Annotated in this window: 24 protein-coding genes and 1 tRNA gene; 14 read left to right on the top strand and 11 right to left on the bottom strand. The window is 69.2% G+C overall.

From position 1 onward, the window contains the following. Positions 1-132: 132 nt before the first annotated feature. Genes AC07Y4_RS12235 through AC07Y4_RS12210 form a run of 6 tightly spaced genes read left to right on the top strand, consistent with a single transcriptional unit; the run spans position 133 to position 4,468 of the window. Positions 133-534 (top strand): VOC family protein, encoded by a 402-nt coding sequence (locus AC07Y4_RS12235; protein ID WP_070063818.1) that lies wholly within the window; start codon positions 133-135, stop codon positions 532-534. Further along, positions 531-1,346 (top strand): ABC transporter ATP-binding protein, encoded by an 816-nt coding sequence (locus AC07Y4_RS12230; protein WP_487847377.1) that lies wholly within the window; start codon positions 531-533, stop codon positions 1,344-1,346. The genes AC07Y4_RS12235 and AC07Y4_RS12230 overlap by 4 nt, the downstream gene beginning before the upstream one ends. Before the next feature lie 44 nt (positions 1,347-1,390). Further along, on the top strand, positions 1,391-2,284 hold the full coding sequence (gene dapA / locus AC07Y4_RS12225; protein WP_487847378.1) for a 4-hydroxy-tetrahydrodipicolinate synthase: 894 nt from the start codon (positions 1,391-1,393) through the stop codon (positions 2,282-2,284). A 6-nt stretch (positions 2,285-2,290) separates the two neighbouring features. After that, positions 2,291-3,133 carry an alpha/beta hydrolase gene (locus AC07Y4_RS12220; RefSeq protein ID WP_487847379.1) on the top strand — a complete coding sequence of 281 codons (843 nt, stop codon included), beginning with the start codon at positions 2,291-2,293 and terminating at the stop codon, positions 3,131-3,133. Continuing rightward, positions 3,130-3,720 carry a malonic semialdehyde reductase gene (locus tag AC07Y4_RS12215; protein ID WP_487847380.1) on the top strand — a complete coding sequence of 197 codons (591 nt, stop codon included), beginning with the start codon at positions 3,130-3,132 and terminating at the stop codon, positions 3,718-3,720. The genes AC07Y4_RS12220 and AC07Y4_RS12215 overlap by 4 nt, the downstream gene beginning before the upstream one ends. A gap of 10 nt (positions 3,721-3,730) precedes the next feature. Beyond that, positions 3,731-4,468: a sulfite exporter TauE/SafE family protein gene (locus AC07Y4_RS12210; RefSeq protein ID WP_447747510.1), complete on the top strand. Its 738-nt coding sequence runs from the start codon at positions 3,731-3,733 to the stop codon at positions 4,466-4,468. Positions 4,469-4,480: 12 nt separating this feature from the next. On the opposite strand, the gene AC07Y4_RS12205 is transcribed toward AC07Y4_RS12210, so the two are convergent. Further along, a complete protein-coding gene (locus AC07Y4_RS12205; protein ID WP_487847381.1) occupies positions 4,481-5,182 on the bottom strand; it encodes a YggS family pyridoxal phosphate-dependent enzyme in 702 nt (233 codons plus the stop codon). A 51-nt stretch (positions 5,183-5,233) separates the two neighbouring features. On the opposite strand from AC07Y4_RS12205, the gene AC07Y4_RS12200 reads away from it, so the two are divergent. The 3 genes from AC07Y4_RS12200 to AC07Y4_RS12190 all read left to right on the top strand — a co-directional run bounded on the left by AC07Y4_RS12200 (position 5,234) and on the right by AC07Y4_RS12190 (position 8,526). Then, positions 5,234-6,277: a type IV pilus twitching motility protein PilT gene (locus AC07Y4_RS12200; RefSeq protein WP_062482334.1), complete on the top strand. Its 1,044-nt coding sequence runs from the start codon at positions 5,234-5,236 to the stop codon at positions 6,275-6,277. 134 nt (positions 6,278-6,411) lie between these two features. Beyond that, positions 6,412-7,548 carry a PilT/PilU family type 4a pilus ATPase gene (locus AC07Y4_RS12195; protein WP_062482331.1) on the top strand — a complete coding sequence of 379 codons (1,137 nt, stop codon included), beginning with the start codon at positions 6,412-6,414 and terminating at the stop codon, positions 7,546-7,548. A gap of 69 nt (positions 7,549-7,617) precedes the next feature. Then, on the top strand, positions 7,618-8,526 hold the full coding sequence (locus tag AC07Y4_RS12190; protein ID WP_495274579.1) for an NAD(P)-dependent oxidoreductase: 909 nt from the start codon (positions 7,618-7,620) through the stop codon (positions 8,524-8,526). A gap of 30 nt (positions 8,527-8,556) precedes the next feature. Here AC07Y4_RS12190 and AC07Y4_RS12185 read toward each other — a convergent pair whose 3' ends face one another. From AC07Y4_RS12185 to AC07Y4_RS12175, 3 genes are all read right to left on the bottom strand, one after another. Continuing rightward, positions 8,557-9,351 carry a BON domain-containing protein gene (locus tag AC07Y4_RS12185; protein WP_495274578.1) on the bottom strand — a complete coding sequence of 265 codons (795 nt, stop codon included), beginning with the start codon at positions 9,349-9,351 and terminating at the stop codon, positions 8,557-8,559. Beyond that, complete coding sequence (locus tag AC07Y4_RS12180; RefSeq protein ID WP_062482322.1) at positions 9,348-9,989, bottom strand: SIS domain-containing protein; 642 nt, start codon at positions 9,987-9,989, stop codon at positions 9,348-9,350. Before AC07Y4_RS12180 ends, AC07Y4_RS12185 begins: the two co-directional genes overlap by 4 nt. A gap of 85 nt (positions 9,990-10,074) precedes the next feature. Further along, positions 10,075-10,446: a YraN family protein gene (locus AC07Y4_RS12175; protein ID WP_495274577.1), complete on the bottom strand. Its 372-nt coding sequence runs from the start codon at positions 10,444-10,446 to the stop codon at positions 10,075-10,077. A 49-nt stretch (positions 10,447-10,495) separates the two neighbouring features. On the opposite strand from AC07Y4_RS12175, the gene rsmI reads away from it, so the two are divergent. Next, the gene (rsmI, locus tag AC07Y4_RS12170; protein ID WP_487847384.1) at positions 10,496-11,455 is read left to right on the top strand and encodes a 16S rRNA (cytidine(1402)-2'-O)-methyltransferase; all 960 of its coding nucleotides are present in this window, start codon (positions 10,496-10,498) and stop codon (positions 11,453-11,455) included. Between the two features lie 3 nt (positions 11,456-11,458). On the opposite strand, the gene AC07Y4_RS12165 is transcribed toward rsmI, so the two are convergent. The 4 genes from AC07Y4_RS12165 to AC07Y4_RS12150 form a co-directional block, all read right to left on the bottom strand. Next, positions 11,459-12,187 carry a glutathione S-transferase gene (locus AC07Y4_RS12165; protein ID WP_487847385.1) on the bottom strand — a complete coding sequence of 243 codons (729 nt, stop codon included), beginning with the start codon at positions 12,185-12,187 and terminating at the stop codon, positions 11,459-11,461. 89 nt (positions 12,188-12,276) lie between these two features. Further along, positions 12,277-12,504: a hypothetical protein gene (locus tag AC07Y4_RS12160; protein ID WP_062481748.1), complete on the bottom strand. Its 228-nt coding sequence runs from the start codon at positions 12,502-12,504 to the stop codon at positions 12,277-12,279. A 161-nt stretch (positions 12,505-12,665) separates the two neighbouring features. Beyond that, a tRNA-Arg gene (locus AC07Y4_RS12155) sits at positions 12,666-12,740 on the bottom strand. Between the two features lie 42 nt (positions 12,741-12,782). Further along, the gene (locus AC07Y4_RS12150) at positions 12,783-13,448 is read right to left on the bottom strand and encodes a TetR family transcriptional regulator (RefSeq protein ID WP_370869694.1); all 666 of its coding nucleotides are present in this window, start codon (positions 13,446-13,448) and stop codon (positions 12,783-12,785) included. Between the two features lie 182 nt (positions 13,449-13,630). Between AC07Y4_RS12150 and AC07Y4_RS12145 the strand changes: the two genes are divergently transcribed. From AC07Y4_RS12145 to AC07Y4_RS12130, 4 genes are all read left to right on the top strand, one after another. Then, positions 13,631-14,926, top strand: coding sequence for an efflux RND transporter periplasmic adaptor subunit (locus AC07Y4_RS12145; RefSeq protein WP_062481754.1), 1,296 nt, complete (start codon positions 13,631-13,633; stop codon positions 14,924-14,926). Positions 14,927-14,941: 15 nt separating this feature from the next. Further along, positions 14,942-18,109: an efflux RND transporter permease subunit gene (locus AC07Y4_RS12140; protein ID WP_062481757.1), complete on the top strand. Its 3,168-nt coding sequence runs from the start codon at positions 14,942-14,944 to the stop codon at positions 18,107-18,109. Further along, positions 18,102-19,526, top strand: a complete 1,425-nt coding sequence (locus tag AC07Y4_RS12135; RefSeq protein ID WP_062481759.1) for an efflux transporter outer membrane subunit — start codon at positions 18,102-18,104, stop codon at positions 19,524-19,526. The genes AC07Y4_RS12140 and AC07Y4_RS12135 overlap by 8 nt, the downstream gene beginning before the upstream one ends. Positions 19,527-19,641: 115 nt before the next feature. Beyond that, positions 19,642-20,247, top strand: a complete 606-nt coding sequence (locus AC07Y4_RS12130; RefSeq protein ID WP_495274576.1) for a c-type cytochrome — start codon at positions 19,642-19,644, stop codon at positions 20,245-20,247. A gap of 91 nt (positions 20,248-20,338) precedes the next feature. On the opposite strand, the gene AC07Y4_RS12125 is transcribed toward AC07Y4_RS12130, so the two are convergent. From AC07Y4_RS12125 to AC07Y4_RS12115, 3 genes are all read right to left on the bottom strand, one after another. Next, positions 20,339-20,887: a DUF2946 family protein gene (locus AC07Y4_RS12125; RefSeq protein WP_487847386.1), complete on the bottom strand. Its 549-nt coding sequence runs from the start codon at positions 20,885-20,887 to the stop codon at positions 20,339-20,341. Continuing rightward, positions 20,880-21,896, bottom strand: coding sequence for a YheT family hydrolase (locus AC07Y4_RS12120; protein WP_487847387.1), 1,017 nt, complete (start codon positions 21,894-21,896; stop codon positions 20,880-20,882). The genes AC07Y4_RS12125 and AC07Y4_RS12120 overlap by 8 nt, the downstream gene beginning before the upstream one ends. 81 nt (positions 21,897-21,977) lie before the next feature. After that, on the bottom strand, positions 21,978-22,430 hold the full coding sequence (locus AC07Y4_RS12115; protein ID WP_062481770.1) for a YybH family protein: 453 nt from the start codon (positions 22,428-22,430) through the stop codon (positions 21,978-21,980). Positions 22,431-22,466 lie beyond the last annotated feature (36 nt).

Here is a 22,466-nt window from a genome sequence, read left to right as displayed (position 1 = left end):
GATCTCGGTGGTCGCCGGCCTGCTGTACCTGCTGGTCGAGCTGGCCGCCAAGCGCATCTGGTGGCGCGGGCTCTGAGCCCCTTCCTTTTCTCTTTCGCCTTTTCCAAAGATTTCAACTCAGGAGACATCCCCATGGCCAAACTGCGTCACATCGCCCTTGCCGTTCCCGATCCCCAGAAGGCGGCCAAGTTCTACAGCGAGGTCTTCGACCTCACCATCGTCGAGCCCACGCACTCGCCCATCGCCGACGGCGTGTACCTCACGGACGGCACCATCTGCCTGGCGCTGCTGAACTACAAGACCGACGAGGCGGCAGGCCTTGAAAAGGGCAAGGACTGGATCGGCACGCACCACTTCGGTTTCTGGGTCGACGACCTGGACGCGCAGCGCAAGGCCATCGAGGACCACGGCGGCACCTTCTTCATGGACCTGCCGCACGACAAGAAGAGCCTGTACTACGAGATGAAATTCCGCGACCTCGACGGCGTGGTCTTCGACATCTCCGAAGGCGGCTGGGTGGGGGCCCGCAAGTGAAGCCTGGGACCGTGGTCACCGGCGAGGCGACGGTGCGCGCCCCCGGAGCCATCGACACAGCGATCGGCGTCAGCCGCGTCGCCAAGACCTTCGACGCGCGCCACAGCGTGCGCGCGCTGGAGCGGGTCGACTTCACGGTGCAGCGCGGCGAGTTCGTCTCGATCCTGGGGCCGAGCGGCTGCGGCAAGAGCACCCTGCTGCGCATCGTGGCCGGGCTGATCCAGCCCGACGCGGGCGGCGAGGTGCGCGTGCTGGGCCACTTGCAGACGCGGATGTCCGACGACGTGGGCGTGGTGTTCCAGACCCACAACATGCTGCCGTGGGAAACCGTGGAAGCCAACATCCGCCTCGCGGCCGAGGTGCGCAAGCTGCCTAAGAAGGACATCGACGAACGCGTGGAAGCGCTGCTGCCGATACTCAAGCTGGAGAAGTTCCGCCGCAACTACCCGCACGAACTCTCGGGCGGCATGCGCCAGCGCGCGGCGCTGGGGCAGATCCTCGTGATGCGGCCCCAGGTGCTGCTGCTGGACGAGCCCTTCGGTGCGCTCGACGCGCTCACGCGCGACCAGCTCAACGTCGAGCTGCTGCGCCTGTGGCAGGAGATGCGCCAGACGGTGATCCTCATCACCCACAGCATCTCGGAGGCCGTCTTTCTCTCGGACCGCGTGCTCGTGATGTCCGAGCGGCCGGGGCGCATCGTCGAGGACATCCGCATCGACCTGCCGCGCCCGCGCGACCCGCGCACCACCAAGGAAGCGGCCGCCTTCGGCCACTACGTGGTGCAGCTGGGCCACCTGATGGGCGTCGACTGACGCCGCCCCTCGACCCCCTCGTTCTTCTTCCGGAGCTCCCTGCCTTGAACCTCTCGAAATTCCACGGCGTCGTGCCCGCCATGGCCACGCCTTTCACCGCCGACCACCGGCTCGACGAAGCCCGCGTCGGCGAGCTGATCGACAGCTACATCCGCGCCGGCGTGCACGGCATTTCCGTCGCCGGCAGCCAGGGCGAGTTCTTCGCCCTGGAGCGCGACGAGCACATCCGCCTGCTGGAGCTGTCGATGCGCGCCATCGACGGCCGCGTGCCGTTGTATGCCGGCACCGGCGGCGCCACCACGCGCGACGCCATCGCGCTCACGCAGGCCGCCGAAGCCCTGGGCGCCGACCTCGCGCTGGTGATCACGCCGTACTTCGTGCAGCCCACGCAGGACGAGCTGGTGGCCCACTACACCGCCGTGGCGCGCGCGACGAAGCTGCCGGTGATGCTCTACAACAACCCGCCGCGCACCGCCGTCAACGTGCTGCCCGCCACGCTCGCGCGCTGCATGCAGGCGGCCGACAACATCGTGGGCATGAAGGACTCGGGCGGCGACCTCACGCAGTCCATCGAGTACCTGCTGACCGCACCGCGCCCCGCGCTGCTGTTCTCGGGCCGCGACACCATCGCGCTGTCGATGATGTTCCACGGCGCGCAGGGCACCATCTCGCCCGCCGCCAACGTGTTCCCCGAGCTCATGGTGCGCATGTACGACGCGCTGCGCGCCGGCCGCCACGACGAGGCGCTGCGTGTGTCGAACATCTTCGCGCCGCTGCGCGCGGCCTGGGCCTGGGGCTCGTTCCCGGTCGTCATCAAGGAAGCGATGACGCTCGCGGGCCGCAGCGCCGGGCCGACACGCCCGCCCGTGGCCGGGCTGTCCGAGAAGGTGCGCACCGACCTGCAGGCCGTGGTCGAGCGCATCGGCGCCAGCGCGTAACCCGCCATGCCGCCGAACCCCGCAGCCGGCGACGGCGAGCGCCGCTACAACGCGCGCCTGGCCGTCCCGCACTACCAGGACATCTTCGACGGCTGGGCACGCGCGTCCGCCGCGGTGCGCGAGCGCGCCCGCGCGCGGCTCGACATCGCCTACGGGCCGCTTGCGGCTGAGCGCCTGGACCTGTTCCTGCCCGAGGGCCGCCCGCGCGGCACGCTGATGTACATCCACGGCGGCTACTGGCGCTCGCTCGACAAGAGCGACGCCTCGCTGGTTGCACCGCCCTTCACCGCCGCGGGCTACGCGGTGGCGGTGGTCAACTACGCGCTGTGCCCCGCAGTGAGCGTGGAGACCATCGTCGCGCAGATGCGCAGCGCGGCAACCTGGCTCGCCGCGCACCACGCGCAGTGGGACGCACCGCCCGAACGCCTGTTCGCCTGCGGCCATTCGGCCGGCGGGCACCTGGCAGCGATGCTGCTGGCCACCGAACCCGAGGTGAAAGCCGCCGTCTGCATCAGCGCGCTGTACGACCTGCGCCCACTGCTCGACGTGCCGTCGGTGATGGAGGCCACGCGCTTCACGCCGCACAGCGCGGCGGCGCTGAGCCCAGCCCTGTTGCGACCGGTCTCTGCCGCGCCCCTGCTCACCGCGCTGGGCAGCGAGGAGAACGCCGGCTTTCACGAACAATGCGGGATCATCCAGCGCCAGTGGCACGACGTGCACGCCGGCCACATCGACTGCCCCGGCCACGATCACTTTTCGATCCTCGACGCATTGACGCAGGCCGACGGCGCCATCGCGACCGCGGCACTCCGCCTGATGCGGTCTTTCGACGACACACCTTCCCCATGATTCCAGACAGCGCCCTCGACACCCTCTTTCGCCAGGCCCGCTCCCACAACGGCTGGCTGCCCCGACCGGTCAGCGAAGCGCAACTGCGCCAGATCCACGAGCTCGTGAAGTGGGGTCCGACCTCGGCCAACTGCTCGCCGATGCGCGTGGTCTTCGTGCGCACCGGCGAAGGCCGCGAACGCCTGCGGCCGCTGCTCTCGCCCGGCAACGTCGACAAGACGATGACGGCGCCCGTCACAGCGATCCTCGGTTTCGACACGGCCTTCTACCGCGAGCTGCCACGGCTCTTTCCGCACCGGCCGTCGATGCAGGACGACTTCACGGGGCCCGACAAGGAGGCGCACGCGCTGCGCACGGCCTTTCGCAACGCGAGCCTGCAGGCGGGCTACTTCATGCTCGCGGCACGCGCCATCGGTCTGGACTGCGGACCGATGTCGGGCTTCGACGCAGACGGCATGGACGAGGTCTTCTGGCACGGCACCTCGGTGCGCACCAACTTCCTGTGCAACCTCGGCCACGGCGACCCCGCCAAGCTGTTCGAGCGCCATCCGAGGCTCGCGTTCGAAGAAGCCTGCCGCTTCACCTGAGGGTCGCACGATGCTTGTCGATGCGACGTTGATCGCCGCAGCCTTCGTGGCGGGCGCCCTGAACGCAGTGGCCGGGGGCGGCAGCTTCCTGACGCTGCCGGCACTGGTGTTCGCCGGCGTGCCAGCCGTCAGCGCCAACGCCACGGGCACGCTCGCGCTTCTGCCCGGCTACCTGTCGGCGGCCTGGGGCTTGCGCGGCGACACCCAACCGCCGCCCGGGCTGTCCATGCGGACGCTCGTGGTGCTTTCGCTGATCGGCGGCAGTACCGGCGCGCTGCTGCTCCTGCTGACGCCCGATGCCACCTTCCGCCGCGTCGTGCCCTGGCTGCTGCTGCTCGCCACCTTGCTGTTCGTGCTGGCACCGCGCCTCACGGCGTCTCGACAGTCGGGCGCGCACCGGCCGACGGTCGCGATGGTCTCGGTGCTCGCCGTCACGGTCTACGGCGGCTACTTCAACGGCGGGCTGGGCATCCTGCTGCTGGCACTGTTCGGCTTGCTCGGCCAGACCCGCCTGCTGGCGGCCAACGGGCTCAAGAACCAGGTGTCGGCGCTGCTCACGCTGATCGCGGTCGCCCTCTATGCCTGGGGCGGCCTGATCGCCTGGCGCGAGGCCGCGATCATGGCGGGCGCCGCGCTGCTCGGCGGCTACCTCGGCGCCCGGGGCGCGCGGCGCCTGCCGCCGGCCTGGCTGCGCGCGGGCATCGTTGCCACGGGACTGACGATGAGCTTGCTGTTCTTCCTGCGCTAGGGGCCTATGACTTCAGGCGGGCTTGCGCGCCCGCCCGCCGAAGATCGCCGTACCGACCCGCACCATCGTGCTGCCGGCACTGACCGCCGCCTCGAGGTCCCCGCTCATGCCCAGCGACAGCGTGTCCAGCGCGATGCCCGCCGCCCGGATCGATTCGAACACCGCGTGCGCGCGCAGGCACAGTTCGCGCTGCGCCGCGAAATCCGCCGCCGGTTCGGGGATCGCCATGAGCCCGCGCAGCGTCAGCTGTGGCAAGACCGCCACAGCGCGCGCGAGCGCCAAGGCCTCTTCCGGCGGCACGCCAGACTTGTTTGCACCGCCGTCCACGTTGACCTGCAGGCACACCTGCAGCGGCGGCAGATGGGCCGGGCGCTGGGCCGACAGGCGCTCGGCGATCTTCAGGCGGTCGATGCTGTGGACCCAGTCGAACTGCTCGGCCACGGGCCGTGTCTTGTTGCTCTGCAGAGGGCCGATGCAGTGCCATTCGAGTCCCGCGCGCAGGTCGGCCAGCGCGGCAATCTTGTCCAGCCCCTCCTGCACGTAGTTCTCGCCGAAGGCCGCCTGGCCGGCCGCGTGCGCCTCGCGCACCGCCTCCGGCCCGAAGGTCTTGGACACCGCCAGCAGGCGCACCGCCGACGGGTCGCGCCCGGCCTGCGCACAGGCCCGGTCGATCCGGGCCCTTACTTGCTGGAGATCGTCGCCAATCATCGTCATAATCTTCCGAATTCGTATCAAAACGTCACTAAAGCCTGCCTGAGGAGCCCCGTGGACATCACCCAACTGCTGGCGTTCAGCGTCAAGAACAAAGCCTCCGACCTGCATCTGTCGGCCGGCCTGCCGCCGATGATCCGCGTGAACGGCGACGTGCGCCGCATCAACGTCGATGCACTGGACCACAAGGCGGTGCATGCCATGGTGTACGACATCATGAGCGACACGCACCGCAAGCACTACGAAGAGTTCCTGGAGGTCGACTTCTCGTTCGAGATCGACGGCCTCGCGCGCTTCCGTGTGAACGCCTTCAACCAGGCGCGCGGTGCGGCCGCGGTGTTCCGGACCATTCCCTCGAAGATCCTCACGCTCGAGCAGCTCAACGCGCCGAAGATTTTCGGCGAACTCGCGCTCAAGCCGCGCGGCCTCGTGCTGGTGACGGGCCCCACGGGCTCGGGCAAGTCGACCACGCTGGCGGCGATGGTGAACTACCTCAACGAGAACGAGTACGGCCACATCCTCACGGTGGAAGACCCGATCGAGTTCGTGCACGAATCCAAGAAGTGCCTGATCAACCAGCGCGAAGTGGGGCCGATGACGCTGTCGTTCGCGAACGCGCTGCGCTCCGCCCTGCGCGAAGACCCGGACGCGATCCTGGTGGGCGAGTTGCGCGACCTCGAAACCATTCGCCTCGCAATGACCGCGGCCGAAACGGGCCACCTGGTGTTCGGCACGCTGCACACCTCGTCGGCCGCCAAGACCATCGACCGGATCATCGACGTGTTCCCGGGCGAAGAGAAAGAAATGATCCGCGCGATGCTGTCGGAGTCTTTGCAGGCCGTGATCTCGCAGACGCTGTGCAAGACCAAGGACGGCCAGGGCCGTGTGGCGGCGCACGAGATCATGCTGGGCACGCCGGCCATCCGCAACCTGATCCGCGAGGCCAAGGTCGCGCAGATGTACTCCACCATCCAGACCGGCCAGGGCTCGGGCATGCAGACGCTCGACCAGAACCTGACCGAGCTGGTGCGCCGCAATACGATCTCTGCCGCCGAAGCGCGCGGCAAGGCCAAGATCCCAGAAAACTTCCCCGGCTAGTCATGAGGCCCCCCGGCTTTTCACTTCGCTGCGCTTCGTGTAACTCCACCCCCCAAGGGGGAGGCGCGGCCGCCTTGGGGCGGCCCGGCGGTCGGCCGCCTGCAGATTCAATCTAGACATCAAGGAGCGCTCTCATGGAACGCGATCAAGCCAGCCAGTTCATCAACGACCTGCTCAAGCTCATGGTGAGCCGCAACGGCAGCGACCTGTTCATCACCGCCGATTTCCCGCCGGCCATCAAGGTCGACGGCAAGGTCACCAAGGTGTCGCAGCAGGCGCTGGGCGCGCAGCACACGCTGGCGCTCACGCGCTCGATCATGAACGACCGCCAGACGGCCGAGTTCGAGCGCACCAAGGAGTGCAACTTCGCGATTTCGCCGACGGGCATCGGGCGCTTTCGCGTCAACGCGTTCGTGCAGCAGGGCAAGGTCGGCATGGTGCTGCGGACCATTCCCGCCAAGCTGCCGACCATCGATGGCCTGGGCATGCCGCAGGTGCTCAAGGACGTGGCGATGACCAAGCGCGGCCTCACCATCCTCGTGGGCGCCACGGGCTCGGGCAAGTCGACCACGCTGGCCGCGATGATCGACTGGCGCAACGAGAACTCCTACGGCCACATCGTCACGGTGGAAGACCCGGTCGAGTTCGTGCACCCGCACAAGAACTGCGTGGTGACGCAGCGCGAAGTGGGCATCGACACCGACAGCTGGGAAGCGGCACTGAAGAACACGCTGCGCCAGGCGCCCGACGTGATCCTGATGGGCGAAATCCGCGACCGCGAGACCATGGAACATGCCGTGGCCTTCGCCGAAACCGGCCACCTGTGCATGGCCACGCTGCACGCCAACAGCGCCAACCAGGCCCTGGACCGCATCATCAACTTCTTCCCCGAAGAGCGCCGTGCGCAGCTGCTGATGGACCTGTCGCTGAACCTGCGCTCGCTGGTCTCGCAGCGGCTGGTGCCCACCGAAGACGGCCAGGGCCGCGTGGCCGCCGTCGAGATCCTGCTGAACACGCCGCTGATCTCCGACCTGATCTTCAAGGGCGAGGTGGGCGAGATCAAGGAGATCATGAAGAAGAGCCGCAACCTGGGCATGCAGACCTTCGACCAGGCGCTGTTCGACCTGTTCGAGGGCAACGCGATCAACTTCGAAGAAGCGATCCGCAACGCCGACTCAGCCAACGACCTGCGCCTGCAGATCAAGCTCAACAGCCAGCGCGCGCGCAGCACCGACTTGGCGGCCGGCACCGAGCACTTCGCGATCGTCTGAGGCCGCGCCGGCCGGCGCACCGCGGGGCGCGCCGGCCTTGTTTCTTTCTTTGGCTTTAAGCTGTCGGTCATGAGCAGCATCAACCCCCGCACCTACGAATCCGTTCCCGCCCAGACGGTGGCCTTTCTCGGCCTCGGCGTCATGGGCGGGCCCATGGCCGGGCACCTGGCCAAGGCTGGCCACACGGTCACGGTCTACAACCGCACGCCCGCCAAGTCGCAGGCCTGGGTCGCCGAGTTCGGCGCGCCCGGCCGCCACGCCCCCACCCCGCGCGAAGCGGCGGCCGGCGCCGACATCGTGTTCTGCTGCGTCGGCAACGACGACGACCTGCGCTCAGTGGTGCTGGGCGACGACGGCGCCCTGGCCGGCATGAAGCCCGGCGCCGTGCTCGTGGACCACACCACGGCCTCGGCCGACGTGGCGCGCGAGCTGTCGACGGCAGCGCTCGCGCGCGGCCTGCACTTCATCGACGCGCCCGTGTCGGGCGGCCAGGCGGGTGCGCAGAACGGCGCACTCACCGTGATGTGCGGCGGCGACGCGGCGGTGTTCGAGCGCATCCGTCCGGTGGCCATGGCCTTCGCGCGCGCCGTCACGCTGCTGGGCGACAGCGGCGCGGGCCAGCTCGCGAAGATGGTGAACCAGATCGCCATTGCAGGGCTGGTGCAGGGCCTGTCGGAAGCCATTGCCTTCGGCCAGCGCGCCGGCCTGGACATGGAAGCCGTGCTGGGCGTCATCGGCAAGGGCGCGGCCCAGAGCTGGCAGATGGACAACCGCGGCAAGACCATGATCGAGGGCAAGTTCGACTTCGGCTTTGCCGTCGACTGGATGCGCAAGGACCTGGGCCTGGTGCTCGACGAAGCCAAGCGCAACGGCGCGCGCGTGCCGGTGACGGCGCTGGTCGACCAGTTCTATGCCGACGTGCAGCAGACCGGCGGCAGACGCTGGGACACCTCCAGCCTCATCACCAGGCTCAAATGAAAAAAGCCCGCGGAAGCGGGCTTTTTGGTTTCAGCGGACCGGCGAGGTCGTCGCCCCACCGGCCGGCGCGGGCAGCGGCTCCATCGGCGGCAGCGGCACGCGCGAACCCGAGGAGGCACCCGGCGTCGACGGCGTCGCGTTGCTCACCGGTGCCGGGCCCGTGCCGCCACGCTGCGCGGCGGACTGGTTGGCTGCCTGGCTCGCGGCGAGGTCGGCCTCGCTCACCACCTCGACCACGCGCACGACCTTCGCCACGCCCGTCACGCCGCGCGTGATCTCGGTGGCGCGATCGGTCTCGCGGCGCGTGGCGATGCCCATCAGGTAGACCGTGCTGCGCTCGGTCACGACCTTGAAGGAGTTGGCAAAGATGTCCTTGGCGTCGAGCAGCGAGGCCTTCACCTTGCCGGTGATGTACAGGTCGTTCGAGCGGTCCTGGAAGGTGCTCGGGGCGCCGATGGTGAGTTCGTTGACCACCGAGCGCACGTTGACCACGCGGCTCACCTCGTCCTCGACGCGGCGGCGGTCGGCGTCGTTGCCGACGGCGCCGGTCAGCAGCACCTGGCGGTTGAAGCTGGTGACGCTCACGTACATGTTGTCGTTGGCGATGTCGCGCACGCGGGCCGCGGCGCGCAGCTCGATGCCCTGGTCGTCGAGCTGCGCGCCCGAGCTGCGGCGGTCGGTCGCCACCATGCCCACGCCCACCACCGCGGCGCCGCCCACGACGAGCGGCACGCAGGCGGACAGTCCGGCCACCAGGGCGGCGCCCAGGGTGAGCGCCAGAGCGAAACGTTGGGTCGAGGCCTTGGTCAGGGTCGTCATGGTCATGAGGAAACTTCCTGTTCTCCGAGTAACTGGGCATCCACGCCGTCGCACAGGCAATGCAGCGCGAGCAGGTGGATTTCGTGAATGCGCGCCGCACGCTCGTGCGGCACGCTGATCTGTACATCGGTTTCGCGCAGCGCGCGGCCGATGGCGCCGCCGGTGCCGCCGACGCCGGGCGCCGCGGTGGCCAGCCCCGTGGCGGCGTTGCCGAGCAGCGCCACCACCGTCATGTCGCGCTCATGCGCGGAAAGCACGGCGGCCAGCACCGCGGACGACTGCCCGCTGGCGCTGAGCACCAGCAGCACGTCGCCGGCCTGGCCGAGCGCGCGCACCTGGCGCGCGAAGCGGTCGGCATCGGCGGCCTGCGGGCTGTCGGCCGCCGGGTCGGTGGTGTCGCCGGGCAGCGCGATGGCGCCCAGCTCGGGCCGCTCGCGTTCGAAGCGGCCCACGAAGTTCGACGCGAACTGCGCGGCCAGCAGGCCCGACACGCCGGCCCCGCAGGCCAGCACCTTGCCGCCGCTGGTCACGCAGGCCAGCAGGGCCTGCATCGCTTGAGAGATGGGTTTGCTGAGGACCGGGCCGGTCTGGTATTTGAGGTCGGCACTGTCGATGAAGTGCTGCTGAATCCGTTGCTCGAGCATGGGGCGCGATGATAACTGGGGGTCGTGAAACAAGAAGTTTGAGTGGTGGAGCCTTCAGCAAGGCTTCAGTTCCCTGGCGGGTGCGTCAGCCGGCGTCGAAGGCGGCTTTCAGCCAGGTGATTTTCTCCTCGATCAGCACCACATCGAAACGGCACGGCGGCAGCGACCGCAACCGGCCCAGGTAATGCCGCGCCGCCAGCACGATGCGCCGCTGCTTGCCCGCCGTGATGCTGCCGCCCGCGCCGCCGTGCGAGGCCGCGCTGCGCTGTCGCACCTCGACGAACACCAGGGTGCCGTCGCGCGGATCGCGCACGATCAGGTCGACCTCGCCGCCGCCGCGCCCCGGCGTCCGATAATTGCGCGCGACCGGCACGAGGCCGGCCCGGCGCAGGTGGTCGAGCGCGGCGTCTTCCGCCGCATCGCCGCGATGCTTCGTCGTCGTGGTGCTTGCCGTCATGGCTCCCTGCCCTGTTTTTTTGTTTTCGCTGCCCTACGGAGAAACCCTCTTGGCTTCACTCGCCCCTGCTTCCTTCGGCGCGGCCCTGCCGGCCGCGCTCGACGCCGCGGGCGCGCAGCATTATCCGCAGGGCACGCTGTACGTCGTCGCCACGCCGATCGGCAACCTGGCCGACATCACGCTGCGCGCGCTGCATGTGCTGCAGCTGGTGGACGCCGTCGCCTGCGAGGACACGCGCCACACGCAGAGCCTGCTGCGCGCCTACGGCATCGACCGCCCCGGCGCCCAACTGCTCGCGGTGCACCAGCACAACGAAGCCGAGGCCGCACAGGCCGTGGTCGCGCGGCTCGCGCAGGGCGAGCGCATCGCCTACGTGAGCGACGCCGGCACGCCCGGCGTGAGCGACCCCGGCGCGCGCCTGGCCGCCGCCGTGCGCGCGGCCGGCCAGCGCGTGCTGCCGCTGCCGGGCGCCAGCAGCGTCGTCACGCTCGTGAGCGCGGCCGGGCTCGTGGCCGACGGCGGCGAGAGCAGCCACGCCCACAACAGCAGCGCCTTCGTGTTCGCGGGCTTCCTGCCGAGCAAGGCCGGCGAGCGCGACACCGCCGTGCAGGCCCTCGCGCAGGAGCCGCGCGCCGTGGTGCTGCTGGAAGCGCCGCACCGCATCGACAGCCTGGCCCGCGCGCTCGCCGTGCTGGGCGAGCGCCGCATCACCGTGGGCCGCGAGCTCACCAAGCAGTTCGAAGAGATCGCCACCGTGGCCGCCAGCGCGTTGCCCGACTGGTTCGGCGCCGACCGCGACCGCACGCGCGGCGAGTTCGCGCTGGTGCTGCATCCCGTGGCGGTGAGCGGCGACGGCGGTGCGGAAGGCGAGCGCGTGCTGCGCCTGTTGCTGGCGGAACTGCCGGTGAAGACCGCCGTGAAGCTGGCCGCCGAGATCAGCGGCGCGCCGCGCAACACGCTGTACGAGCTGGCGCTGCGCATCCGCAACGAAGCCGGCGACGACGAATAGCCCTCAGCCATCCAGCTCGGCATAGCGCCGAAAGATCCCGTCCTCGTTGAACGCGATGCGGCGCGGGCTCTGCAGATAGTCGTGCACGCGCTGGCGTCGCCGGATGTTGGCGTGCAGCTTCACGACTGCGGGCGTATTGGCCAGTGCCCGCGCAGCGGCTTTCGGAAAGGCGTACTGCAACCCATCCACCAGCTGGAACAGCGACAGGTCGGCATAGGTCAGCACGTCGCCGACCAGGTGCAGGTCGCCCGAAGGGTTGCGCTGCAGCACCTGCTCGAACCAGTTCAGGAACTTCGGAATGCGCGCCTCGCGGAAGGCCCGCGCACGCTGCAGGGCCGCGTCGCGCTGGTCTTCGTAGTAGTCGCCGGTCGAGATCGGGTGGTGGGTGTCGTGCGCCTCGGCCACCGCGTCGGCGATGGTGAGCTGCAGCTGATGCGTCCACAGCCCGTCGGATTCGCCGATGCCGGCCAGCCCGAGCTTGGGGCCGAGGTACAGCAGGATCGCGGCGGTCTGGCCGACCACGATGTCGCCGTCGACGAGGAACGGCGGTGCGAACGCGGGGCGCGGGTTGCCGGGGTCGCCGAGTCGTCGGCCCAGCGCGGACTCGCCGCCGCCTTGCGAGGCGGGCAGCCGCGCGACATCGACGTAGTCGGCGCCCGCTGCTTCGAGTGCGAGCCGCACGAATTCGCCGCGGCCCTGGATCGTGGGCCAGTAATGCAGTTGGTATGCCATGCGGCCATGGTGGCAGGGCCAGCGGGGCGCTGCAACCGGCGGCCGGCGGCGAGGGAGCTCAGATCAGGCGGCGAAGGCGCGCGGCCGATTCACCAGAACTTCCACCACGGACGCGGTGGCTGGCGCAGGGCGAGGGGGCGGGTGTCCAGGTCGGCGCTCTGGCTCGGCGGAATCGAATCGCCGAAGCGGCGGCGCATCTCGGCCTCCAGGGCATGTGCGATGCCGCGGGCCTGTTTCTCGCCGCGCAGCGCGCGCCGACGCCATTCGGCGGCGTGTGCTGCGAGGCTGGTTTCGTCCAGTTCGGAGAGCTCCATCATGCGGGGAATTTTTACATGCGTGCGTCCGGGTGACAGGGTGCAACGGCGTGTCACGGCCCGGTCGCGCGGATCTCCGGATCGGCCTTGTCGCGCAAGGCCGGGCCGGGTCGGGGAAGAAGTGAAAAAACCGGAAGCCCTTGCGGAATTTCCGGTCTTGAAGGTGGTCCCGCCGCCAGGAATCGAACCTGGATCTCAGCCTTCGGAGGGCCGAATTCTATCCGTTGAAATACAGCGAGAGGGGTGCTCCGGAATGCACCGGAGCCACACATTATGGCCTATCAGGCCGCGGTGGTTTCCGCGTCGTGCGCCGTCGGGACGCCACCGGCCGGCGTGCGCGGGAAACCGAGCCCGGCCAGGTAGACGCGGAAGGTGCGCCGGCCGGTCGACACGAGGTCGAAGGCCGTGGGGTCGAGCAGCCAGTTCTGGATCAGCCCGCCCATCAGGGCGTGCATGCCCTGCGCCGCGACCGCGCCCGGCAACGGCAGCCGGATGCGGGCGCGCCGCGCGGCCAGCCGCAGGGCCTTCTCGAAATCGACCACGCAGGCGTTGCGCGCGTCCAGGTGGCGCTGCTGCACCGAGGCCATGTCATGCGTGTACTCGACCTTGTGGGTCGCGATGTCGAACACGCGCCGCACCTGCGGGTCGGCGACCATGAGCGTCAGCGCATGGATCAGGCCTTCCTCGATCTCGACCAGCGGGTCATCGCCGGGGATGTCGCTCTTGGGCGGCGTCTCCAGCGGCAGGATCACGCGCTCCATCATGGCGTTGAACAGATCGGCCTTGTCCTTGAAGTGCCAGTAGATGGCGCCCCGGGTCGCGCCGGCCTGCTGCGCGATCTGCTGCAGCGTGGTCTGCGAAACACCTTGCGCCTGAAACAGCAGTTCCGCGGCATCGAGCAATCGATTCCGCGTCGCCAGTGCTTCTTCCTTCGTACGACGTGCCACCAAGTCTCCTGATTTGTAAAGCGAACGCCCTTTGCGTATCGTGGGGCCATTGCATGGCTGTCACTATACATCCATGAATGTATGTAAACTAGCGCGCTTCTCGGATGGCCCACCTGCCCGTGCTGGTTTACGGATCTCTCCCGCAAACGCGCCATCTCCCGTCTTCGCATCAAAGGAATCACATGCCTCTTCTGCATGTCTCGCGTCAACCGTCCTTGTCGTTTTCGCCGCGTCTCGCGACCGTGGCCCTCGTCTCCCTCCTGTTCCTGGCCGCCTGCGGCAAGGGCGAGGCCCCGGCCGGACCGGGCGGCGGTGGCGGTGGCGCCCGTCCGGCGCCTGAAGTCGGCGTGGTGACGGTCAAGCCCACCGACGTGGGCCTCGTGACCGAGCTGCCCGGCCGCCTCGAAGCCTCGCGCATCGCCCAGGTGCGCGCCCGCACCCCGGGCATCCTGCTCAAGCGCGAGTTCCGCGAAGGCAGCGACGTGAAGGCCGGCCAGCTGCTGTTCCGCATCGACCCCGCACCGCTGGTGGCCGCCACGCAGAACGCCCAGGCCGCCCTGGCCCGCGCCGAAGCCAACGCCGTGCAGGCCAAGGCACTGGCCGACCGCTACAAGCCGCTGGTCGAGGCCAACGCCGTGAGCAAGCAGGAATACGCGACCGCCGTGGCCTCCGCCAAGACGGCCGACGCCGACGTGGCCGCCAACCGCGCGCTGCTGCAGACCGCCAAGATCAACCAGGGCTACGCCGATGTCACCTCGCCCATCGCGGGCCGCATCGGCCGCGCGCTGGTCACCGAAGGCGCACTGGTCGGCCAGGGCGACGCCACCGAGCTGGCCGTGGTGCAGCAGATCAACCCGCTGTACGTGAACTTCACGCAGTCGGCCTCCGACGTGCTCAAGCTGCGCCGCGCCGTGGCCGCCGGCCAGTACAAGCGTGCGAGCGGCGAAGAAGCCGCGAGCATCCGCGTGGTGCTCGAAGACGGCACCGACTACGGGCAGGACGGCAAGCTGCTGTTCTCCGACCTCACGGTCGACCCGACCACCGGCCAGGTCACGCTGCGCGCCGAGATCCCGAACCCCAAGGGCGAGCTGCTGCCCGGCCTGTACGTGCGCGTGAAGCTCGAGCAGGCCCAGGTGACGAACGCCATCACGGTGCCGCAACAGGCCGTCACGCGCACCCAGCAGGGCGACCACGTGACGGTGGTCAGCGCCGACGGCAAGCTGAGCCAGCGCACCGTGAAGATCAGCGCCGCCAAGGACAACCAGTGGGTGGTGCTCGACGGCCTGAAGGCCGGCGAACAGGTGATGGTCGACGGCTTCCAACGCCTGCAGATGATGCCGCCCGGCACGCCCGTGAAGGCGGTGCCGTGGCAGAAGCCGACGCCGAACGGCGCGGCTGCACCCGCGGCACCGGCAGCGTCTGCTGCCGCAGCGGCACCCGCCGCCAGCCCGGCTTCGGCCCCGGCTGACAAGAAGTAATCAGGAGCGCCTCGCATGGCCAAATTCTTTATCGACCGACCTATCTTCGCGTGGGTGATCGCACTGTTCATCATCGTGGTGGGCGGCGTCGCCATCACGCAGTTGCCGATCTCGCAGTACCCGCCGGTGGCCCCACCGGCCATCGTGATCAACGTCGCCTACCCCGGTGCCTCCGCGCAAACGCTCGAGGACAGCGTGCTGTCCGTGATCGAGCGCGAGATGAACGGCTCGCCCGGCCTGATCTACATGGAATCGGTGGCCCAGGCCGACGGCACCGGCGCCATCACCATCAGCTTCGAGGCCGGCACCAACGAAGACCTCGCGCAGGTGGACGTGCAGAACCGGCTCTCGCGCGCCACGCCGCGGCTGCCTTCGGCCGTGACGCAGCAGGGCGTGCGCGTGGACAAGTCGCGCAACAACTTCCTGCTGTTCGCGATGCTGTCCTCGGACAACCCCGACTTCGACCCGGTGGCGCTCGGTGACTACGCCGCGCGCAACATCGTGCCGGAACTGCAGCGGATCGACGGCGTGGGCCAGGCCCAGCTGTTCGGCTCCGAGAACGCGATGCGCATCTGGATCGACCCGGCGAAGCTGCAAGGCTTCAACCTGTCGGCCAACGACGTCAATGCCGCAATCCGCGCGCAGAACGCCCAGGTGGCCTCGGGCACGCTCGGCGACCTGCCGAACATCCCCGGCCAGGCGATCTCCGCCACCGTGACGGTGAACGGCCAGCTCAACAGCGTCGAGCAGTTCCAGAACATCGTGCTGCGCGCCAACACCGACGGCTCGACCGTGCGCCTGAAAGACGTGGCGCGCGTCGAACTCGGCGGCCAGAACTACGCCACCTCCGCGCGCCTGAACGGCGTGCCCGCGGTCGGTATCGGCGTGCAGCCCACGCCCACCGGCAACGCGCTGAAGTCGGCCAAGGCCGTGCGCGCCAAGATGGCCGAGCTGGAACGCTACTTCCCCAAGGGCGTGAAGTGGGACATTCCTTATGACAGCTCGCGCTTCGTGCAGATCTCGATCTCCGAAGTGGTGAAGACGCTGTTCGAAGCCATCGCGCTGGTGTTCCTGGTGATGTTCCTGTTCCTGCAGAACTGGCGCTACACGATCATCCCGACGATCGTGGTGCCGATCGCGCTGCTGGGCACCTTCGCCACGCTGCTTGCACTCGGCTTCTCGATCAACGTGCTCACCATGTTCGGCATGGTGCTGGTGATCGGTATCGTGGTGGACGACGCCATCGTGGTGGTGGAGAACGTCGAGCGCATCATGAGCGAAGAGGGGCTGTCGCCGCTCGACGCCACGCGCAAGGCGATGCAGCAGATCTCGGGCGCCATCATCGGCGTGACCGTGGTGCTGATCTCGGTGTTCGTGCCGCTGGCCTTCTTCGCGGGCTCGACCGGCAACATCTACCGCCAGTTCTCGGCGGTGATGGTGGCCTCGATCGGCTTCTCGGCCTTCATGGCGCTGTCGCTCACGCCGGCGCTGTGCGCCACGCTGCTCAAGCCGGTGGAAGCCGGCCACCACCATGAGAAGCGCGGCTTCTTCGGCTGGTTCAACCGCGGCTTCTCGCGCACGGCCAAGGGCTACGAAGGCGTGGTCGCACGCATCCTGCGCCGCGCCGCACGCTACCTCGTGATCTACGCCGCGATCATCGGCGCCGTCGCGTACTTCTACACGCACCTGCCGAGCTCGTTCCTGCCCGAGGAAGACCAGGGCAACATCATCGTGAACGTGCAGCTGCCCCCGGGCGCGACGCAAGAGCGTTCGCTGTCGGTGATGCAACAGGTCGAAGGCTTCATCCTGAAGCAGCCTGAAGTGCAGAGCATCGTGAGCGTGATGGGCTTCAGCTTCTCCGGCCAGGGCCAGAACGCGGGCCTTGCCTTCGTGACGCTGAAGGACTGGGAAGAACGCAAGGACCCGGCCAACTCGGCCAGCGCGCTGGCCGGCCGTGCCTTCGGTGCGCTGTCGGGCATCCGCGACGCCTTCATCTACCCGCTGAGCCCGCCGCCGATTCCCGAGCTGGGCAACGCCAGCGGCTTCAGCTTCCGCTTGCAAGACCGCGCGGGCGCAGGCCACGAGGCGCTGATCAACGCGCGCAACCAACTGCTGGGCATGGCCTCGCAGAGCAAGATCCTCGCGCAGGTGCGCCCTGACGGCCTGGAAGACGCGCCGCAGCTGGAGATCGACATCGACCGCGACAAGGCCAACGCCCTGGGCGTGAGCTTCGACGCGATCAACAGCGCGCTGTCGACCTCGCTGGGTTCGAGCTACATCAACGACTTCCCGAACCGCGGCCGCCTGCAGCGCGTGGTGGTGCAGGCCGATGCGCCGGCACGGATGCAGCCGGACGACCTGCTGCGCCTGAACGCCGTCAACACCAAGGGCCAACCGGTGCCGCTGTCGGCTTTCGCGACCACCAAGTGGGTCTCGGGCGCCACGCAGACCGTGCGCTACAACGGCTACCCCGCCATCCGCATCAGCGGTGACGCGGCGCCGGGCCAGAGCACGGGCGCGGCCATGGCCGAGATGGAAAAGCTCGCCGGCCAGCTGCCGCAAGGCTTCGGCTTCGAGTGGACCGGCCAGTCGCGTGAAGAAAAGCTCGCCGGCTCGCAGGCCATGATCCTGTACGGCTTCGCGATCCTGGCGGTGTTCCTCTGCCTGGCCGCGCTGTACGAGAGCTGGTCGATCCCGCTGTCGGTGATCCTGGTGGTGCCGCTGGGCGTGCTGGGTGTGCTGGTGGCGACGATGCTGCGCGCCTATTCCAACGACGTGTACTTCCAGGTGGGCCTGATCACGATCATCGGCTTGTCCGCGAAGAACGCGATCCTGATCATCGAGTTCGCGAAAGACCTGCAGGCGCAGGGCCGCGGCGTGGTCGAGGCCGCGCTCGAGGCCGCGCACCTGCGGTTCCGTCCCATCATCATGACCTCGCTGGCCTTCGGCCTGGGCGTGCTGCCGCTGGTCCTGGCCTCGGGCGCAGGCTCGGCGAGCCAGCGTGCCATCGGCACCGGCGTGCTCGGCGGCATGGTGACCGGCACGGTCCTGGCCGTGATCTTCGTGCCGGTGTTCTTCGTGGTGGTGCGCACGCTGTTCAAGGGCAGCGCGCGCCAGCACGAGGCCGACAAGCGGCATGCGGCAGCGGCCGGCATCACGGGAGATACCACACACCATGACTAAGAAACCTCTGATCCCCACCGTGCTGGCAGCAGCGATGCTGCTGGCGGGCTGCTCGCTGATCCCGACCTACGAGCGCCCCGCGGCGCCGGTGCCGACGACCTACCCGGGTGACCCGGCACAGCCGTCGGGCCCCGCCGCGGCCGCCCTGCCCTGGCAGGACTTCTTCACCGACCCGCGCCTGGCGGGCCTGATCCAGACGGCGCTGGCGAACAACCGCGACCTGCGCGTGTCGGTGCTCAACATCGAGCAGGCGCGTGCGCAGTTCCAGATCGAGCGCTCGGCGCTGTTCCCGGCGCTCGGCCTCACGGGCACGGGCTCGCGCTCGAGCCCCAACGCCTACCAGGCGATCGATCCGACGCAGGGCAGCGTGGCCTCGCAGTACGCCGTCAACTTCGGCTTCACCGCGTGGGAGCTCGACTTCTTCGGCCGCATCCGCGCGCTGAAGGACCAGGCGCTGTCGCAGTACCTGGCCACCGAAGAGTCGCGCAAGGCCGCGCAGATCAGCCTGATCGCGGCCGTGGCCAGCGGCTGGCTCACGCTGCTGGCCGACGACGAGTTGCTCGAGATCACGCGCCAGACCATGGTCACGCGCGACGAATCGGTGCGCCTGACCAAGCTGCGCTTCGACAACGGCGTGTCGTCCGAGATCGACTTCCAGGCTGCGAACTCGCAGGCCGAGACCGCGCGCGCCGCCTATGCGCAGCAGCAGCGTGCCCGCCTGCAGGACGAGAACGCGCTCGCCCTGCTGCTGGGCGCGCCGGTGCCGGCCGAGGCCACCGCCGGCGGCACCAAGGGTCTCGCGGGCATCCGCCCGATGCCCGACGTGCCGGCCGGCCTGCCCTCCGACCTGTTGACCGAGCGGCCTGACATCCGCGCGGCCGAGCAGCAGCTGATCGCGGCCAACGCCAACATCGGTGCGGCGCGTGCGAACTTCTTCCCGCGCGTGTCCCTCACCAGCTCGATCGGCACCGCGAGCAGCGAGTTCTCGAACCTGTTCGACCGCGGCACCAAGGCCTGGAGCTTCGCGCCCACGGTCACGCTGCCGATCTTCGATGCAGGCCGCAACATCGCGGGGCTCAACTCGGCCAAGGCCGGGCGCGAGATCGCGGTGGCGCAGTACGAGAAGTCGGTGCAGACCGCGTTCCGCGAAGTGGCCGACGCCCTCGCGGGCCGCGCCACGCTGGGCGAGCAGGCGCGCGCGCAGACCGCGCAAGCCGACGCCGAGGCGGTGCGCTACAAGCTGTCCGACCTGCGCTATCGCAACGGCATCGCCAGCGCGCTCGACCTGCTCGACGCACAGCGTTCGCTGTTCACGGCGCAGCAATCGGCGGTGGCCACGCGCCTGCTGCAGCTGCAGAACCAGGTCACGCTGTACAAGACGCTGGGTGGCGGCTGGGCCACACGCAACAACGGTTGAGACACCTGCGCGTCCGATATGGAGAGGTCAATTGCCCGCGCGGGCAAAGGGCCTCTCTATAATCGCCGGTTGGTTAGAAAAAGCCCCCGACGAGCCCCCCGTTATTGAGGACGCCATGAGCGCAGACCCGCACAACCAGGCCACAGAAGAAGCCCATACCGGCCCGATCAAGAACCCGAAGCAACTGCTGCTCGCGGTATTTTTCTCTTTCATCATTCCGATCCTGATCATCGTGGGCCTCGTGTCCTATGTGGTCTCGGGCACCAAGCCCGCCGGTACCGCGGAGGGCGACAACATGGCGCTCTACGGCGTGACCAAGGAATCGCGCGACCGTGAAGTGGCCGAGCGCCTCAAGAAGGTCGGCTCCATCGAGATCCGTGACGCCAACCGGCCGCTGGCCGCTGGCGATGCCGTGTTCAAGGCACAGTGCGTGGCCTGCCACGGCGCGCCCGGCATCCCCGGCGCCCCGCACCTGAACGACGCCGCAGCCTGGGGCCCGCGCATCGGCCAGGGCTACGCGACGCTGCTCGAGCACGCGCTCAAGGGCAAGGGCGCCATGCCCGCCCAGGGCGGTGGCGACTTCGAAGACATCGAAATCGGCCGTGCCGTGGTGTACCTGGCCAACGCCGGTGGCGCCAAGTTCCCGGTGCCGGACCGTCCGGCAGCGGCTGCCGCGCCGGCCGACGGTGCATCGGCTGCGGCCAGCGCGCCTGCCAAGTAAGCAATCGACGGCGCCTCGCGCCCATGAAAAAACCGGCTCTCAGGCCGGTTTTTTTACGTCCGGACGATCCGGATTGCTATCTTTTCAATAGCTATACAGCCACGCCTGCATGGCGCTCTGCCGGGCTCAGCACATGGCCGAAGCGCCCCGGCAGGTCGGCCGCGCGCACCGGCTCCGGCGTCCAGACGCCCTGCTCCACGGCCTCGGCGGCGATGCCCACGTCCTGCGTGTGCACCAGCCCGAGCCCCGCCGGCGCGACCAGATAGAGCCGGCCCTCTTCGTCAAGCAGGCAGCCCGACACCTCGGCCGGCACGCCCGTGTGGGCCGTGACCGTGAAGGCGCCCTCGCCCTGCTGCGCCACGCGCCACACCAGCGGCGCCGCCTCCAGCTCGACATACACGCGCTGCGGCCCGTTCTGGAAGAACCACTGGCCGTCGGCGTCGTGCTCGTAGTTGCGGTGGATGAAGTCGATCAGCTTGTCGTGCCGCAGCATCGAGCCCTTGGCGCTGCGAAACGGGCCCTGGGCCTGCGTGCGGTCGTCGCGCATGTACCAGTTGCCGCGCGCGTCCAGGCCGAGCCAGCCGTAGCAGTGCGGCACGTTCGGCCACTTGGCCAATGCCTGTTTGACGATGTCATCCATGGGCCGTATTTTGCGCCCGCGTCGACGAGAGGTGGTGGGCCAGCCACCCTCCTACGCGCTCGGGCATTCCGCCCACGTGCCCCGGCGGCAGGCCAAGCGGAAAGCCCACGTGGCCGCCACCCGCGGGCTGCCACAGCGTGACGTGCGACCCGACCTCCTTCGGCCCCGGCAGGCTGCGGGCCGGAATGAAGGGGTCGTTGCGTGCGTTCACCACCAGCGCGGGCACGCGGATCGCGCCCAGCAGCGGCTTGGACGAGCCGCGCGCCCAGTAGTCGTCGGTGTTGCGAAAGCCGTGCAGCGGCGCGGTGAACACGTCGTCGAAGTCATACAGGTCGCGCGCGGCCATCAGCCGGTCGCGGTCGAACAGGCCCGGGAACTGCGCCAGCTTGGCCAGCGCCTTGGGCTTCATGGTGGCGAGGAACATGCGCGTGTAGACCAGCCGGTTGAAGCCGCGCCCGATCGCCTCGCCGCCCGCCGCGAGGTCGAGCGGCGCGCACACCGACGCCACCGCGTCGACCGAGGCCCGCGCGCTCTCGCCGGCCTCGCAGGCCCAGCGCAGCAGCGCATTGCCGCCCAGCGAGACGCCGGCCGCCAGCACCGGCCCGCCGCCGCCCTGCACCACGTGCTGCGCGTGCATGCGCCGCAGGATCCAGTCGATCTCCTCGTGGTCGCCCGAGTGGTAGGCGCGCGGCGCGAGGTTCAGCTCGCCGCTGCAACCGCGAAAGTGCGGCACCGCGAAGGCCATGCCACGCGACGCAGCGAAAGCCGCGAAGGCCTCGGCGTAGTGACTGCGCGACGAGCCCTCGAGCCCGTGGAACAGCACCAGCAGCGGCCGGGGGCCGGGCTGCGGCGCATCGACGAAGTCGACGTCGATGAAGTCGCCGTCCGGCGCGGTCCAGCGCTCGCGGCGGTACACCGGCGCCGGCCCGTCGAAACGGCGCGCGCACAGCGCGGCCCAGATGGTCTGCAGGTTGCCGCCGGGCAGCCAGCGCGGGGCGTCGTAGCCCATGGCGTCGTAGGCAACGGGCGACGCGGAATCCGGTGAGAAAGAGGAAGAAGGAAAGGGAGAGGCCATCGCTCGGGGCAGGACTCAGTGCAGGACCTGCGGTGGATCGTTCGCGTCGTCCGGCTCGCGCGCGCTGCCCGGGCTCGCGTGGTGCGCCACCATGCGCCAGCCCTGCGCGGTCTTGTGATACACGTTGGTGGCCAGCACGAAGGCATGGCGCGGCCCCTCGGCCGTGAGCACCTCGATGCGCTCCAGCACGTTGTGCACGGCGCTCGCCAGCGACTCGATCTTGCGCACGCGCGCCGGCGTCGCATGGATGGCACCGTTGGCGAACATCTGCTCGAAGGCCGCGCGGATCGCCACCGCGCCCACCAGCCGCGGGCCGCCCGGGTGGACGCAGAACACCTCGTCCTCGTCGGCCCAGCAGGCCATCAGCGCATCGACATCGCCGCGTTGCAGCGCTTCGTAGAAGGCGGCCTCGACATCGTCGGCAGTGCCGCCGATGGCCGCGGCGGCGCGGAAAGGGGTCTTGGGCATGGCGGTGAAGGGCGAGAGCGAAGGGGGTAGGCCGGA

This window comes from Variovorax sp. GW460-12-1-14-LB1, from assembly GCF_059423605.1.
This window is presented reverse-complemented; position numbering and strand designations above follow the sequence as displayed.